This window comes from Streptomyces sp. NPDC046931 (genome assembly GCF_040644655.1).
In the GTDB taxonomy this organism is placed as follows: Bacteria; Actinomycetota; Actinomycetes; order Streptomycetales; family Streptomycetaceae; genus Streptomyces.
Genome location: NZ_JBEYWX010000007.1, coordinates 173751 through 188164, shown reverse-complemented (window position 1 = coordinate 188164; position 14414 = coordinate 173751). Strand labels below are relative to the sequence as shown.

General features: G+C 72.3%; 14 protein-coding genes and 1 other RNA gene. 7 read left to right on the top strand and 8 right to left on the bottom strand.

Annotated features, from left to right (window positions below; genetic code table 11):
* Positions 1 to 22: 22 nt before the first annotated feature.
* The 3 genes from efeB (at position 23) to ABZ876_RS16130 (ending at position 3273) form a co-directional block, all read left to right on the top strand.
* On the top strand, positions 23 to 1306 hold the full coding sequence (gene efeB / locus ABZ876_RS16140) for an iron uptake transporter deferrochelatase/peroxidase subunit (protein ID WP_361780689.1): 1284 nt from the start codon (positions 23 to 25) through the stop codon (positions 1304 to 1306).
* Between the two features lie 3 nt (positions 1307 to 1309).
* Complete coding sequence (gene efeU / locus ABZ876_RS16135) at positions 1310 to 2185, top strand: iron uptake transporter permease EfeU (protein WP_361780399.1); 876 nt, start codon at positions 1310 to 1312, stop codon at positions 2183 to 2185.
* Positions 2186 to 2271: 86 nt separating this feature from the next.
* Positions 2272 to 3273 (top strand): hypothetical protein, encoded by a 1002-nt coding sequence (locus ABZ876_RS16130; RefSeq protein WP_361780396.1) that lies wholly within the window; start codon positions 2272 to 2274, stop codon positions 3271 to 3273.
* An 18-nt stretch (positions 3274 to 3291) separates the two neighbouring features.
* On the opposite strand, the gene ABZ876_RS16125 is transcribed toward ABZ876_RS16130, so the two are convergent.
* From ABZ876_RS16125 to ABZ876_RS16105, 5 genes are all read right to left on the bottom strand, one after another.
* Complete coding sequence (locus tag ABZ876_RS16125; RefSeq protein ID WP_361780393.1) at positions 3292 to 4029, bottom strand: bifunctional DNA primase/polymerase; 738 nt, start codon at positions 4027 to 4029, stop codon at positions 3292 to 3294.
* 328 nt (positions 4030 to 4357) lie between these two features.
* On the bottom strand, positions 4358 to 5350 hold the full coding sequence (locus tag ABZ876_RS16120; RefSeq protein WP_361780390.1) for a small ribosomal subunit Rsm22 family protein: 993 nt from the start codon (positions 5348 to 5350) through the stop codon (positions 4358 to 4360).
* Positions 5351 to 5362: 12 nt separating this feature from the next.
* Entirely contained in the window at positions 5363 to 6550 is a 1188-nt protein-coding gene (locus tag ABZ876_RS16115) for a serine hydrolase domain-containing protein (protein ID WP_361780388.1), read from the bottom strand.
* Positions 6490 to 7854: a multidrug effflux MFS transporter gene (locus ABZ876_RS16110; RefSeq protein ID WP_361780385.1), complete on the bottom strand. Its 1365-nt coding sequence runs from the start codon at positions 7852 to 7854 to the stop codon at positions 6490 to 6492. Before ABZ876_RS16110 ends, ABZ876_RS16115 begins: the two co-directional genes overlap by 61 nt.
* A gap of 228 nt (positions 7855 to 8082) precedes the next feature.
* Entirely contained in the window at positions 8083 to 9273 is a 1191-nt protein-coding gene (locus tag ABZ876_RS16105; RefSeq protein ID WP_361780382.1) for a serine hydrolase, read from the bottom strand.
* 227 nt (positions 9274 to 9500) lie between these two features.
* Here ABZ876_RS16105 and ABZ876_RS16100 point away from each other — a divergent pair, with 227 nt between their 5' ends.
* Both ABZ876_RS16100 and ABZ876_RS16095 read left to right on the top strand, forming a co-directional pair.
* Positions 9501 to 10046 (top strand): DoxX family membrane protein, encoded by a 546-nt coding sequence (locus ABZ876_RS16100; protein WP_361780379.1) that lies wholly within the window; start codon positions 9501 to 9503, stop codon positions 10044 to 10046.
* Between the two features lie 23 nt (positions 10047 to 10069).
* Positions 10070 to 10429: a MazG-like family protein gene (locus tag ABZ876_RS16095; RefSeq protein WP_361780376.1), complete on the top strand. Its 360-nt coding sequence runs from the start codon at positions 10070 to 10072 to the stop codon at positions 10427 to 10429.
* A gap of 135 nt (positions 10430 to 10564) precedes the next feature.
* Here ABZ876_RS16095 and ABZ876_RS16090 read toward each other — a convergent pair whose 3' ends face one another.
* The 3 genes from ABZ876_RS16090 to rnpB form a co-directional block, all read right to left on the bottom strand.
* Positions 10565 to 10900, bottom strand: a complete 336-nt coding sequence (locus ABZ876_RS16090; RefSeq protein WP_361780687.1) for a TraR/DksA C4-type zinc finger protein — start codon at positions 10898 to 10900, stop codon at positions 10565 to 10567.
* Positions 10901 to 11009: 109 nt separating this feature from the next.
* Positions 11010 to 12080 carry an NADH:flavin oxidoreductase/NADH oxidase gene (locus ABZ876_RS16085; protein ID WP_361302063.1) on the bottom strand — a complete coding sequence of 357 codons (1071 nt, stop codon included), beginning with the start codon at positions 12078 to 12080 and terminating at the stop codon, positions 11010 to 11012.
* A gap of 154 nt (positions 12081 to 12234) precedes the next feature.
* Positions 12235 to 12639: RNase P RNA component class A (gene rnpB, locus ABZ876_RS16080), an RNA gene on the bottom strand.
* A 139-nt stretch (positions 12640 to 12778) separates the two neighbouring features.
* Between rnpB and yaaA the strand changes: the two genes are divergently transcribed.
* Together yaaA and eda are read left to right on the top strand one after the other, a co-directional pair.
* Positions 12779 to 13579 carry a peroxide stress protein YaaA gene (yaaA, locus tag ABZ876_RS16075; RefSeq protein ID WP_361780374.1) on the top strand — a complete coding sequence of 267 codons (801 nt, stop codon included), beginning with the start codon at positions 12779 to 12781 and terminating at the stop codon, positions 13577 to 13579.
* A gap of 153 nt (positions 13580 to 13732) precedes the next feature.
* Complete coding sequence (gene eda, locus ABZ876_RS16070) at positions 13733 to 14395, top strand: bifunctional 4-hydroxy-2-oxoglutarate aldolase/2-dehydro-3-deoxy-phosphogluconate aldolase (RefSeq protein WP_361780371.1); 663 nt, start codon at positions 13733 to 13735, stop codon at positions 14393 to 14395.
* The last annotated feature ends 19 nt before the right edge of the window (positions 14396 to 14414 follow it).

The window sequence follows — 14414 nt, the reverse complement described above, 5'->3', positions numbered from 1 at the left end:
GACCATGACGGACACGACGGACATGACGGACGCGACGGACACAACTGCTCCGGAGACCACCGCCACCTCCTCCCCGGCCCCCTCGCGACGCGCCCTGATCGGCTGGGGCGGCGCGGGGCTCGCGCTCGGCGCCGCCGCGGCCGGCGGTGCGGTGGCCATGACCCGTACCGGCGACGACCTGGACCCGGCGGGCGCCGGTACGGGTGCCGCCGTCGGCTTCCACGGCGCGCACCAGGCGGGTATCGCCACGCCCGTGCAGGACCGGCTGCACTTCGCCGCCTTCGATGTGAAGACCGGCGACCGCGCCGAGTTCGTGCAGATGCTGAAGGACTGGACGGCGGCCGCGCGGCGGATGACGGCGGGCCAGGCGGTGGGTGAGGGCGCCTACGGCGGGCTCGCCGAGGCCCCGCCGGACGACACCGGTGAGGCGCTGGGTCTCAGGCCGTCGCGGCTGACGCTGACGATCGGCTTCGGACCGTCGTTCTTCGAGAAGTTCGGGCTGGGAGACAAGCGGCCCGAGGCGCTGGTCGATCTGCCCCCGTTCCCGGGCGACAACCTCGACAAGTCCCGCACCGGCGGCGATCTGTGCGTCCAGGCCTGTGCGGACGACCCGCAGGTCGCCGTGCACGCGATCCGCAACCTGGCCCGCATCGGCTTCGGCAAGGTCGCCATCCGCTGGTCGCAGCTCGGCTTCGGCAAGACGTCGTCGACCACCCCGGACGCCCAGACGCCCCGCAACCTCATGGGGTTCAAGGACGGCACCCGCAATATCGCGGGCACGGAGACGGACCGGCTGAAGAAGTTCGTGTGGGTCGGCGACGGCGACGGACCGCACTGGATGACGGGCGGCTCATACCTCGTGGCCCGGCGTATCCGCATGAACATCGAGACGTGGGACCGCACTTCGCTTCAGGAGCAGGAGGACGTCTTCGGCCGCGACAAGGGAGAGGGCGCCCCCGTCGGCAAGGCGAAGGAGCACGACGCGCCGTTCCTGAAGGCGATGAAGCCCGACGCGCACGTACGGCTCGCGCACCCCGACTCCAACGACGGGATCACGATCCTGCGCCGCGGCTACTCCTTCACCGACGGCACGGACGGGCTCGGCCGCCTGGACGCGGGGCTGTTCTTCCTCGCCTACCAGCGCGATCCCCGCAAGGGATTCATCCCGTTGCAGCGCAGGCTCTCGGCGTCCGACGCACTCAACGAGTACATCCAGCATGTCGGTTCGGCCGTCTTCGCCGTCCCGCCCGGCGTCCGCGACAAGGACGACTGGTGGGGCCGGAGCCTGCTGTCCGAGGAGGCGTAGCCCGTGTTCTCCAACTATCTGATCGGCCTGCGGGAAGGGCTGGAGGCCAGCCTCGTCGTCTGCATCCTGATCGCCTATCTGGTCAAGACCGGCCGCAGGGACGCCCTGAAGCCGGTCTGGACCGGCATCGGCATCGCGATCGCGCTCGCGATGGGCTTCGGCAGCGTTCTCGAATTCGGCTCCCAGGAGCTGACGTTCCAGGCGCAGGAGGCGCTGGGCGGCTCTCTGTCGATCGTCGCGGTCGGCCTGGTGACCTGGATGGTCTTCTGGATGCGGCGCACGGCACGGCATCTGAGGTCCGAACTGCACGGCAAGCTGGACGCGGCCCTCGCGATGGGCACGGGCGCACTGGTCGCCACCGCGTTCCTGGCGGTCGGCCGGGAGGGCCTGGAGACCGCGCTGTTCGTGTGGGCGTCGGTGCACGCGGCCGGCGACGGCACCCCGCGCCCGCTCATCGGCGTGGCCCTGGGGCTCGCCACCGCGGTCCTGCTGGGCTGGCTGTTCTACCGCGGTGCCCTGAGGATCAACCTCGCCAAGTTCTTCACCTGGACCGGCGGCATGCTGGTCGTCGTCGCCGCGGGCGTACTCGCCTACGGCTTCCACGACCTTCAGGAGGCCGGCTGGATCCCGGGTCTGACGGACCTGGCCTTCGACATCAGCGGTGTCATCCCGCCGGACAGCTGGTACGGCACCCTGCTCAAGGGCGTCTTCAACTTCCAGCCGGACCCGACGGTCGTCCAGCTGGCGGTCTGGGCGCTGTACCTGGTTCCGACCCTGGCCGTCTTCCTCGTCACGCCGGAGTTCATCGCCCGGCTGACGGGCCGGCAGGCGGGCGGGGCCGCGCCTGCGGTCGAGACGAAGGTGCCCGCGTCCGAGTGACGCAGGCGGGTTGGGGAACCCCCCGCCCGCCCGGCTCCCCGCCCCGGTAGGGTTCGCCTCCGGGAAGGGGAAGGTGAAGGTCACTGATGAGCAGGGATCGCGGGGATCGCAACCCTCGAACGTTTCGTCGTCACAGTCGCTTCGTCCTGGCGGCGGCGGTGGCCGCCGCTGTGTCCATGGCGGCGAGCGGCTGTGTCGTCGTCCACGGCGAACGCGAGGTCGTGCCGACGGCGACCAGGGCGGAGGCCGCCCGCGCGCTCGAGGACTTCCTCGCCGCCTACAACAAGGCGGACAAGACCTACGACCGCTCCAAGGACGCGGACCGCGTCACCGGCGCCCTCGCCGACATCGACGCCGGCAAGCTGGAGGCGGGGCACAGGAACAACCCGGGCGGCAATCCCGGCCATTCTCCGCTGAAGCTGACCGACGCCAGGTTCACGATCCCGAAGAAGGCGGGCTGGCCGCGCTGGTTCGTCGCCGACACCCACGCCAACAAGGGCAGCGCGGACGCCCATTGGCTGCTCGTCTTCAGCCGCTCAGACCCGGACAAGGTGTGGTCGGTGTCGTATCTGACGATCCTCGCGGCGAACGACGTGCCGGCGTTCGAGACGGACAAGGACGGCTGGGCCAAGCCCGTCACCGCAGACGACGCGGCGCTCGCCGTGCGACCGCGCGGGCTCCCGGCGGCGTTCACGTCGTATCTCCGCAACGGCGGGGACGCTTTCGCGCCCGGCCCGCACACCTCACAGTGGCGGGCCGGCCGGCTGGCGGACGCGCGCAAGCCCGGGCTGGCCCGCCAGTACGTCGACCAGCCGCTGACCAACGGCGCGTACGCCCCGGTGGGGCTGCGCACCACCGACGGCGGCGCGCTGGTGTTCTTCGCCACGCGCCACTACGAGAAGCAGACGGCCGCGCGGGGCGTGAACATCAACATCAACGACGTGAACATCAAGGCCCTGGTGACCGGCGAGGTCAAGCAGTCGCTGACGCTGGAGTTCGTCTCCAACCAGGCGGTGCTGGACCCGGCGCACGGGAAGGTGGAATTCCTGAGCCGGGTGCAGGGGCTGACGGGGGCGCAGGGCGAGTAGCCGCCCCGGTGCTCCGGCTCAGCGCCGGTGCGGCCAGCCCGCGAGCCGGTCCTCGGGGGCGTCCTCGGCGTACCGCGCGCACGCGTCCGTCAGGTGCTCCAGCAGGCTCAGCGGATCCGGCAGCGCGTGCTCCGGCCCCCGTACCCACTGAACCGTCAGCTCACCGGGCAGCTGCGCGGGCGGTACGAGGACGTACGAGCCCCGGCAGTGCCAGCGCAGGCCCGGGTGCTCGTCCATCGTCTCCGGGTGGCAGTCCAGCTCGCACGGCCACCACTCGTCCTCGTCCTCGGGGGTGCCGCGGGTCAGCGTGAAGAACAGCATGCGTCCGTCGCCGGTAGCGGCGACCGGTCCCACCTCCACGCTGGAGGCGAGTATCCGCTCCAGGGCCTCCTCGCCGGCCTCCCGCGGGACGTCCAGCACGTCGTGCACCATCCCGGTCGCGGTGATGAAGTTCGCCTGCGGCTGGTGCCGGGCCCAGCGCTCGACCTGCGCCCGGTCCGTCGTGGACTGGGTCTGCCAGGCGAAGGAGACGGGGTGCCGGGCGGGCGTGGGACAGCCGATGCGGTCGCAGGAGCAGCGGTAGCCGACGGGGTGCGCGGCGGGCGCGAGCGGCAGTCCCGCGGCGGCGGCAGCCAGCAGCATCGCCTCGCGGCCGCCGTGGTCGGCGTCCTCCTTGAGACGGGCGGGACGGCGTCCACGCAGCCACTGGGAGATCCTGCCCTGCCCGCCCGCGCGGCGGCCGAACTCTGCGCTCATCTATCCCCTCGTCTCACTGCCGTGGTCGGGAAACATCCCCCTATCGTCCCACCATCCTGAGCCCTGGGTGACCGGAGCCCCCATCCGGGGTAGCCGGGGGACGCCGACCGCCAGCCGGTATGAGAGGGCATTGCGGGATTTACCGCCATGTATCCGGCGGACGGGGAGACGGAGGAATGCCCGACGGAGTGCCCCTCCACACTGCCGTACGACCGCCCCGGTGACGACCGACCACTGACGACGACCGACCACTGACGACGACCGACGGCCGAGGACCGACGGCCGAGGACCGGCCCGTTTCCCGCGGGGCGGTTTCGGGGCCCGTGCGTCAGTCCTCGTGCGGTAGGGGCCAGGGGGCGCCCCAGTGCGTGTCCCGGGCCGCCCGGTAGAGGGGGCCGTGGCGTTTGGTCACGGTGTCGCGGTGCAGGGACTCGTCCGGGCCGCACAGGTCGAGAAGCACCTGGCCCTTGCGGATCTGCGGTCTGCGGACGACCCGGGAGGCGGCCGGGTGCACCGGGAAGCGGGCCGCGGCCACATAGCTGAACTTCTCGTCCTCGTACGCCAGCGAGCCGCCCTTGACCTGCCGGTGCAGCGAGGAGCGGCTGACCCGGGCCGAGAAGTGGCACCAGTCCTCGCCGGGAACGATGGGGCAGGCCGCGCTGTGCGGACAGGGCGCGGCGACGCGGAATCCAGCGCCGATCAGACGGTCGCGGGCCTCGATGACCCGGGCATAGCCGTCCGGGGTGCCGGGTTCGACGACCACGACGGCCTGCGCGGCGACTGCGGCGGCGTCGACGACCGCGGCACGGTCGCCCTCGGTCAGCTCGCCGAGGACATAGGAGACCGTGACGAGATCAGTGCTCTTGAGGGAGAGTCCCGATCCGATACGAGAGCAGTGCCATGCGGCGGTCCTCAGCGCCGGGTGGGCGGCGGCGATCTCCCGGCCCAGCGCGAGCGCGGGCTCGGCCCAGTCGAGCACGGTGACCGGGCGCTCCCCGTCCCAGGTCGCACTGACGGCCCAGGTCGCCGCGCCCGTGCCGCCGCCGATGTCCGTATGGCTCCCCGGCGTCCATCCGGGCGCGGCGTCGGCGAACGCAGCCAGCGCCGCGGACATCGCCTCGAACGTCGCGGGCATCCGGTACGCGGCGTACGCGACCACGTCCGAACGGTCCCGCAGCACGGGCGCGTCCGTCGGGGTGCGCCCCCGGTAGTTGGCGATCAGCCGCTCCACGGCCGCCGCGGCCTGCCTCGGCGGAAGCCCGTCGAGCAGTCCGGCGAGGGCGGCGCGAAGGGTGTCGGCTGGGGAGACGGGGGCGTTCACCCACCGATTCTCTCAGGTGCCCCGGACCGCCCGCGCCAGCCGGTCTCCGGCCGCCACCCGCACCCGGTGGTCCGGGTCCCGGCGGCGGGGGTGGACGGTGTTCGCGAGAAGGACGAGGAAGGTGTCCGTCGCGGGGTCCAGGACCAGGGACGTGCCCGTGAAGCCCGTGTGGCCCGCCGCGCCCCGGCCCGCCAGCGCGCCCATGAACCACGGCTGGTCGACCGCGAAGCCCAGGCCCGGCGGGGTGAGCATCAACTCGACGAAGTCGGGGCCCAGGATGCGGGCGGGCCCGTAGGAGCCGCCGGACAGAAGGGTGCGGCAGAAGACGGCCAGGTCCCGTGCCGTCGAGAAGAGGCCCGCGTGTCCGGCCACCCCGCCGAGCGCCCACGCGTTCTCGTCGTGGACCACCCCCCGCAGCATGCCCCGGTCCGCCTTGGCCCATGGCCGCCGCTGGTCCTCGGTGGCCGCCCCGTCCGGGCACGGCCCGAAGCCCGTCGCCGTCATCCCGAGCGGGCGGGTGATGCCGTCGCGGACGAGTACGTCGAGGGTGCGGCCGGTGACACGCTCCAGGACGTACTGCAACAGCAGCAGGTTCAGATCCGAGTAGCGGTGGGTGCCGGGCGGTCCGGCCGGGGCCTCCGCGCGCAGCAGCGCCAGCCGGGCCGCGGGCGACGGGCAGTCGTACAACGGGAGTTCGGGCCGCAGCCCGGAGGTGTGGGTGAGCAGCTGCCGTACGGTGATGCCGTGTTCGGCGGCCGCGTGGAACTCCGGCAGATACGACGCCACGCGCGCGTCGATGCCGAGCGTGCCGCGCTCCAGCTGCTGCATCGCGGCGACCGCCGTGAACAGCTTGGTGAGCGAGGCCAGGTCGAAGGGCGTGTGCACGGTCATCGGCACCCGTGCCTCGGGCGGCAGTTCGACGCCCCGGTCCGTCTCCGCGTCGTACGCGGCGTAACGGACCGCCCAGCCCGCCGCCTCCTCCAGGGCGATCACCGGGCCGCGCCCGGCGATCACCACGGCACCCGCCGCCCAGGGGCGCTTCCCGCCGACGGCGTCGTGGAGGTCCCGTACGACAAGACGCAGTTCCTCCGGATCGAGCCCGGCCCGCTCCGGGGTGTCGATGCGCAGTCTCGGTGCGCTCAGCGCTCCTCCCCCAAACTCTCCACGCCCGCGTGTGTGCGGGTGTTCCAGGGACGGCACAGTGTCACGAAGCAGGTGGCGGCCACCAGTGCGGCCGCCAGTTGGACGACGGCCATCGGGACGGCGGTGTGCACGCCGGCGATCCCGACGAGCGGTGAGACGACGGTGGCGATGAGGAAGGAGGAGGTGCCGAGCAGCGCGGAAGCGGAACCGGCGTGGTGACGGGTGCGCATCAGGGCCAGTGCCTGGGTGTTGGGGAGGGTGAAGCCCATCGCCGACATGAGGACGAACAGGGCGGTGGCGACCGGGGCGAGCCCGACGGGCCCGAGGGCGCCCGTCACCATCAGCAGCAGTGCGGCCGCGGCGAGCGTGACGACGGTGAGGCCCGCCGCCAGCACCTTGTCCGGACCGACCCGCCCCACCAGAACCTTGCCGTTGATCTGCCCGGCGACCAGGAGCCCCACGGAGTTGAGGCCGAACAGCAGGCTGAAGGTCTGCGGGGAGGCGCCGTAGATCTCCTGGATCACGAACGGGGAGGCGCTGATGTAGGCGAAGAGCGCGGCGAAGGCGAAGCCGCCCGCGACGGTGTAGCCGGTGAAGGCGCGGTCCGCGAGCAGGGTCCGCATGGAGCGCAGGGCGAAGCCCACTCCCCCGCAGTGCCTCCCGGCCCGGGGAAGCGTCTCGGGCAGCCTCGCCCAGACGAGCGCGGCGAGCGCGATGCCTACGGCCGTGAGAACGACGAAGACGCCCCGCCAGTCGGTGACGCGCAGGATCTGGCCACCGATCAGCGGCGCGACGATCGGCGCGACCCCGGAGATCAGCATGAGGGTGGAGAAGAACCGGGCTATGGCCACGCCGTCGTACAGATCGCGGACGACGGCGCGGGCGATCACGATCCCGGCCGCGCCCGCGAGCCCCTGCACCAACCGGAACGTGACGAGCGCCTCGACCGAGGGCGCGAACGCGCACAGCGCGGTGGCGACGACATAGACGGCCAGCCCCGCGAGCAGCGGGCGCCGCCGCCCCCACTTGTCGCTCATCGGGCCGACCAGCAGCTGGCCGAGCGCCATGCCTGCGAGGCATCCGGTGAGGGTGAGCTGCACGGTCGCGGCGGGCGCGTGCAGGGACGTGGTGACCTCCGGCAGGGACGGAAGGTACATGTCCATGGCCAGCGGGGGTGTGGCGGTGAGGCCGCCGAGGAGGAAGGTGACCAGGAGACCGGTACGGCGGAGCGCGGCACCGTCCCGGGCGGGGGGTGCGGCGCCGGCGGTCGGCGGGGGCGCTGCGGAGACGGTCGCCTCCGCCTCGGGTATGTGGCCTTCCGGCTCGTTGTGGTGCTGCGTGGTGCGGCCACGCTCGGGCATCTGCCCCTCCCTCGTCTCACGGTCCGCCCACCATGCTCTCAGTTCCTGCGGGGTGGCAGGCGAAGCGGTCGCGAACCCGCCCCCTACGCTGCGGGTCCATGACGGACGGACAGACGAGGATCGCGGGGTGGACCCCGCGCGGGGCCGCGGGATGCGCACGGATCACGGAACGGCTGCCCGCACACCGGCGGCACCGACGCCCCTCGACGGCAGCCGGTGTCACCCTCGTCAACGCCGGTGACGCCCCTCCTCGGTCGCGTCCCGCCGCCTGCGCTCCCGCAGCGCGTGCGCCCCGCCGGCCAGCAGCGCCAGCACTCCCCCGCCGGCCAGGCCCCATGACAAGCTGTCACGCGCGGTGGCGCCCCCGGCGCCCGGTGCTACCCCACGCCCTGCCCTCGCCCGCGCGGGCGTCGCCTTCGCCCCGCCCTCGCTGAGCGGCTCCACCAGCGCACCCACGGCCCGGGCGGCCCCGGCGTGCGCGAAGCCCCAGTCGAGCAGGGCGGCGGTCTCCTCGTAGACGCCGTTGCCGCCGGGCTCGGGGTGCATCACGGTCACCAGAAGGGTGCGGCCCCCGCGGGTGGCGGCCCCCGTGAAGGTGTTGCCGGCGTGGCTGGTGTAGCCGTTCTTGACGCCGATGAGTCCCTTGTAGGTGCCAAGGCCCCACGCACCGGTCAGCAGGCGGTCGGTGTTCTGGATCTGGAAGGTCTTCTTGCCGCCCGCCGGGAAGTCGGCGGTCCTGGTGGCGCAGTACCCGCGGAAGTCGGCGTTCTTCAGGCCGTGACGGGCGAACAGGGTGAGGTCGTACGCGGAGGACAGCTGTCCTTTGTGGTCGAAGCCGTCAGGACTGACCACATGGGTGTCCAGGGCCTGGAGGTCCTCGGCCCTGGCCTGCATCTGGGCGACGGTCTTCGCGAGCCCGCCGTTGAGGTGGCTCAGGACGTGCACCGCGTCGTTGCCGGAGCGGAGGAAGACACCGAGCCACAACTGAGCCACGGTGTAGGTGATTCCGGGCTTGATGCCGACAAGGCTGGATCCGGCGGGGACGTCCGCGAGTTCGGCGTCGGTCACCTTGTGGGTCAGGCTCCGCTCGAACCTCCCGAGCACGGTGTCCGCGAACAGCATCTTCAGCGTGGAGGCGGGCGGAAGCCGCCGGTGGGCGTTGTACGCCGCCAGCACCTCGCCGCTCGCGTGGTCGGCGACGAGCCAGGAGCGGGCGGTGAGTTTCCTCGGCAGGCCGGCGGCGGCCGCCTGCACCTGCACGCCCGAAGCCCCGAGGCGCGCACCGCCGACGGGCGCGGAGCGCCCGGGGCGTGCCGAGACGGGCGCGGCGGCGGTCAGCGGCGCGGCGGCGGCGAGCCCGAGAACGGCACGCCGTGACACGCGCGCGGCACGGGGGGAGAACGAAGCGGAATCACGCACCCCGGGACCGTACAAAGTGAGCCTGTGGCAGCAGGCGGCGGGGTGACAAAAGGGTGGCAAAGGCCGGGTCATGACGGGGTCACCAGCGGAGTTCCCGGTGGTCCGCCCCGGCCCCGTACGGTCCCTGCCACCCGAACGGCACCGTGGGCGGGCCGGATGAGCGTGGGCGATGGGACGGTGGGAACGCGGAGCAGGAACCGTTCCTGTTGTCTGGCCCGGGAGTGATCGTGGACTGTGTCGACCGACGTGACGTGGGACTGCTGCTGCTCCGGCTGGGCACCGGCGGGGTGCTGGCCGCCCATGGCACACAGAAGCTGTTCGGCTGGTTCGGCGGCGGCGGTATCGAGGGCACGGGGCAGTTCATGGAGTCCGTGGGGTACCACCCGGGGAAGGCGAGCGCGACTGCGGCCGGGCTCGCGGAGGCGGGCGGTGGGATGCTGCTGGCGCTCGGCCTCATGACGCCTGCGGCCGGCGCGGCGGCGGCCGGCGCGATGGCGGGGGCGGCGGCGGTGCACGTACCGAACGGGTTCTTCGCCCAGAGCGGCGGCTACGAGCACGCGGCGTCCCTCGGCCTCACGGCGGCGAGCCTGGCGGTCACCGGGCCCGGCCGGCTCTCCGTGGACGCGCTTTTCGGGCACGCCGTGAACCGCGACTGGATGGTCCCGGCGGCGTTCGCGGTGACGGCGGCGGCCACGGCACTGGTGATCGGGACACGGAACAAGCGGCTGCGGAGGAAGAGGGAAGGGGAACAGGAGGCCTTGTTCGACGAGTAGCGGCCGCATGGGACGCTGCGGGTATGAACGAGCACGGCACTCCCGCGGACCTCTGGGACTCGATCGGCCGGCTGCACGCCTGGCTGGACACACACCGCGCGCACGGCGGCGCCGACGGCCTGCTGCTGCGGGTCCTGAAGCTGTCGGAGGAGGTCGGCGAGGTCGCCCAGGCGGTGATCGGCGCGACGGGGCAGAACCCCCGCAAGGGCACGACACACAGCTGGGAGGACGTCCAGGCCGAGCTGTGCGACGTGGTGATCACGGCCCTGGTGGCACTGCGCACGATGACCCCGGACGCGCGCGAGGTGTTCACGGCCCATCTGGAGCGGGTCACGACACGCTCGCTGAGCACGCCGGACGCGGGAGACGCACAGGGCTCCTGAGACGCTCAGGGATCCTGCGACGCACAGGGCTCCTGAGACGCTCGGGGATCCTCGTTGAGATCACGCCCGTGCGCCGAGCAGGCGCCGGGCGTTGCCGGACAGCCAGGCGTGGGTGATGTCGTCGCCGAGGCCCCTTCAGCGAACTACGGACGCGCAGCGCACGCAGGTTTTCGCCGCCGGGCGAACTTCGAGGCGCTCCGTCGGGATCGGCTCACCGCACTGCTCGCAGCGCCCGTAGTCGCCTCTCTCCAACCGTTCCAGGGCGCGATCGAGATCGTTCAGATGCTCGCGCGCCTGGGACAGCAGGGCGGCGACGTGCGCCCGCTCGAAGGCCGTGCTCGCCCCCTCCGGGTCGTGCTCGTCGTCAATGGCCACCAGTGCGTTCGCCTCGACGATCCCTTCGAACTCACGGCTAAGGGCGGATATCTGCTGCAGCGTGCCGACACGGTCGGCCGCGAGCAGCGCCCGCATCGACTCGCCCTGGGGTGCGGGAAAAGCGGCATTGATGCGTTGATCGCTCATATCGGAGGAAACCTCATTGTCTTGTGCCGAATTCCCGGGTGCTCGGGCGACGACGGCCTCAGCGATGACGTGGGCGGCCACGCTGGTACTGCTTCGGCCACGGGACGTCGTCACCGAGCACGTGGGCCGCGCGGAGCGGCCAGGTCGGGTTGCGCAGCAGTTCGCGCGCGAGCATGATCGCGTCGGCCGAGCGGTCCACGAGGATCTGGTCGGCCTGCTCCGGTGCGGTGATCAGGCCGACCGCGGAGACGGGCAGGGCCGCGCCCTCGCGGACGGCTCGGGCGAAGGGCACCTGGTAGCCGGGCTCCACTTCGATACGGGCGTTGTGGACGAGCCCGCCGCTGGTGATGTCCACCAGATCGACGCCGTGGGCCACCAGGTGCCGCGACAGCTCGACCGTCTCCTCCGGGGTCCAGCCGCCGTCGGCCCAGTCCGTGGCCGAGAAGCGTACGAACAGCGGGCGGTCCTCCGGCCACTGCGCCCGTACGGCGTCGGTGACCTGGACCAGGAAACGGCTGCGTCCGTCGAGATCGCCTCCGTACTCGTCGCTGCGGTGGTTGGACAGCGGTGACAGGAACTGGTGCAGCAGATAGCCGTGCGCGGCGTGGATCTCCAGGACCTCGAAGCCGGCGGACAGCGCCCGCGCGGCGGCCTCGCCGAAGGCCCGGACCAGAGCGCGGATGTCGTCCGCGCCGAGCTCCCGCGGGGCCGGCCAGTCGCCGAACGGCAGCGGTGACGGTGCGACCGTCTGCCATCCTCCGGCCTCCGGTTCGACGTACACGTCACCCTCCCAGGGCGGTGCCGTCGACGCCTTACGGCCGGCATGGGAGATCTGGATGCCGGCAATGGCTCCCTGCCCGTGGACGAAGTCGGTGATCCGCTTGTACGCGGCGGCCTGCCCGTCATCCCAGATGCCGGCGTCGGAAGGGGTGATCCGGCCCTCGGGTTCCACTGCCGTGGCCTCCTGCATGACCAGGCCGGACCCGCCGCGTGCCAGGGAGCCGAGATGGACCAGATGCCAGTCCTGCGGATAGCCGTCGACCGAGCTGTACTGGCACATGGGGGCCACCCAGGCCCGGTTTGGGAAGGTCGTGCCGCGGAGGGTGAGCGGCGAGAAGAGACGGCTCATCGGAGGCCTCGCAGAGGGATGTGGGACGGCGGGTGCCCCCAGCCGTCGAGCCGTGACGACCTGGGTTCCTGCGGGACGCCCCGCACGGTGGGTGCACCCCCGAGTACCCCGGCCGCTCGTGGCACACACCACCGGCCAGGCGTGCCGAAGGGGGCAGACGAGTCGGGCTGTACGCCGGGTTCTGTACCGGGGGTCCTCGCGGGCCCCTCGGTGACGGCCATCCATCTAGGGCCGACGTTGCCGTCGGCCTCGTGCGGTCTACCCGCGGACTCGGGCGGGCAGCCCTCAAGCGTCCGCGCAGAACCGCCTGTGACGGCGGCTCCTTTTGACCTTGCTCCAGGTGGGGTTTACCTAGCTGCCCAGGTCACCCTGGGCACTGGTGGTCTCTTACACCACCGTTTCACCCTTACCGAGGACCGAGATCCCCGGCGGTCTGTTTTCTGTGGCACTGTCCCGCGGGTCACCCCGGGTGGCCGTTAGCCACCACCCTGCCCTGTGGAGCCCGGACGTTCCTCGGGGAGGTTCACAACAACCCCCACGCGGCCGTCCGCCCGGCTCGTCTGCCGTGACGACCATGATACCGGGCGCACGCACCGGCCCGCTCCGGCGGTCAGAGGAACTGCTTCATGATCAGGCTGCGTGAAGGGCCGCGCCTCCGACGCCGTACGCTGACGCGGAGCCCGAGAGAAGGAGAATCCGTGCTGGTCCTGCTGCCCCCGTCCGAAGGCAAGGCTCCCTCGGGGAACGCCACCCCGTTGCAGCTGGAGTCGCTGTCGCTGCCCGGGCTGCGCACCGCGCGGGAGGCCGTGCTCGGGGAGCTGGTCGAACTGTGCTCTGGGGACGAGGACAAGGCGCGCGAGGTGCTCGGGATCGGCGAGGGCCTGCGCGGGGAGATCGCCAAGAACGCCGGGCTGCGAACCGCGGGAGCACGGCCCGCCGGGGAGATCTACACCGGTGTGCTCTACGACGCCCTGGACCTCGCCTCGCTGAACGCGGCGGCCCGGCGGCGCGCGGCCGGGTCCCTGCTGGTCTTCTCCGGCCTGTGGGGCGCGGTCCGCGTGACGGACCGGATTCCCTCCTACCGCTGCTCGATGGGCGTCAAGCTGCCCGGGCTGGGCGCACTCGGCGCGCACTGGCGTACACCGATGGCCTCCGCCCTGCCGGAGGCCGCCGGCGACGGGCTGGTGCTCGACCTGCGCTCCTCCGCCTACGCGGCCGCGTGGAAGCCGAAGGGCGAGGTCGCCGGGCGGACGGCGACCGTGCGGGTGCTGCACTCCCGCACGGTGGACGGGGTGGAGAAGCAGTCGGTGGTCAGCCACTTCAACAAAGCGACCAAGGGGCGGATCGTCCGCAGCCTGCTGACGGCGGGGGCCGCCCCGGCCGGTCCCGCGGAGCTGGTGGAGGCGCTGCGTGACTTGGGGTATGCGGTGGAGGCCGAGGCTCCGGGCCGGGCGGGGAAGGCTTGGTCGCTGGATGTGGTGGTGACCGAGATCCACTGAGTGGCGTCTGCCGGGGTCTCCCGGCGTCTGCCACATCCGCTTCACCAGCTTCATCGGCTCAGTAGCTTCACCAGCTTCATGGGCTTCTTCAGCTGCATTGCATTCTCTGCAACGTTCATTGCAGGTGCTGTTTCCCCTCGGCAGGATGAGGTCATGACCTCACCCCTGCCCTCCTCACCCGTGCCCTCGTCTCCCTCCGCCGCCCCCCTCCTCGACCTCGCCCCTGTCGTCCCCGTGGTCGTGGTGACGGACGCCGCCGATGCCGTACCGCTGGCGCGGGCTCTCGTGGCGGGCGGGCTGCCCGCGATCGAGGTGACCCTGCGGACCGCGGCCGGGCTCGAGGCGATCCGGGCGATCGCCGCGGAGGTGGAGGGCGCGCTGGTCGGGGCCGGGACGGTGCTCACGCCCACGCAGGTCGGCGAGTGCGTGGCGGCGGGCGCTCGCTTCCTGGTCAGCCCGGGGTGGACGGATGCGCTGCTGGCGGCGATGCAGGCGTCCGGGGTGCCGTTCCTGCCGGGGGTCTCGACGGCCTCGGAGGTCGTCGCGCTCCTGGAACGGGGCGTCACGGAGATGAAGTTCTTTCCTGCGCAGGCGGCGGGCGGCACGGCGTATCTGAGGTCACTGGCCGCGCCGCTCCCCCGGGCGCGCTTCTGTCCGACGGGCGGGATCGGCCCGGTGAACGCCCCGGAGTACCTGGCGCTGCCCAATGTCGGCTGCGTGGGCGGCACTTGGATGGTTCCGCAGGACGCGGTCGGGGCGCGGGACTGGGCGAGGATCGAGGGGCTGGCACGGGAGGCTGCCGCGCTTCGGGCGTAGCGCCTCGGCGGCCGGACCC

Coding starts and splice junctions, on each gene's coding strand:
- efeB (WP_361780689.1), top strand. CDS start 23: ATGACGGACGCGACGGACACAACTGCTCCGGAGACCACCGCCACCTCC.
- ABZ876_RS16085 (WP_361302063.1), bottom strand. CDS start 12,080: ATGAGCCGTCTCTTCTCGCCGCTCACCCTCCGCGGCACGACCTTCCCA.
- ABZ876_RS16110 (WP_361780385.1), bottom strand. CDS start 7,854: ATGCCCGAGCGTGGCCGCACCACGCAGCACCACAACGAGCCGGAAGGC.
- ABZ876_RS16095 (WP_361780376.1), top strand. CDS start 10,070: ATGAACGAGCACGGCACTCCCGCGGACCTCTGGGACTCGATCGGCCGG.
- eda (WP_361780371.1), top strand. CDS start 13,733: ATGACCTCACCCCTGCCCTCCTCACCCGTGCCCTCGTCTCCCTCCGCC.
- ABZ876_RS16130 (WP_361780396.1), top strand. CDS start 2,272: ATGAGCAGGGATCGCGGGGATCGCAACCCTCGAACGTTTCGTCGTCAC.
- ABZ876_RS16125 (WP_361780393.1), bottom strand. CDS start 4,029: ATGAGCGCAGAGTTCGGCCGCCGCGCGGGCGGGCAGGGCAGGATCTCC.
- ABZ876_RS16090 (WP_361780687.1), bottom strand. CDS start 10,900: ATGCGGGCGCTGCTCGCGGCCGACCGTGTCGGCACGCTGCAGCAGATA.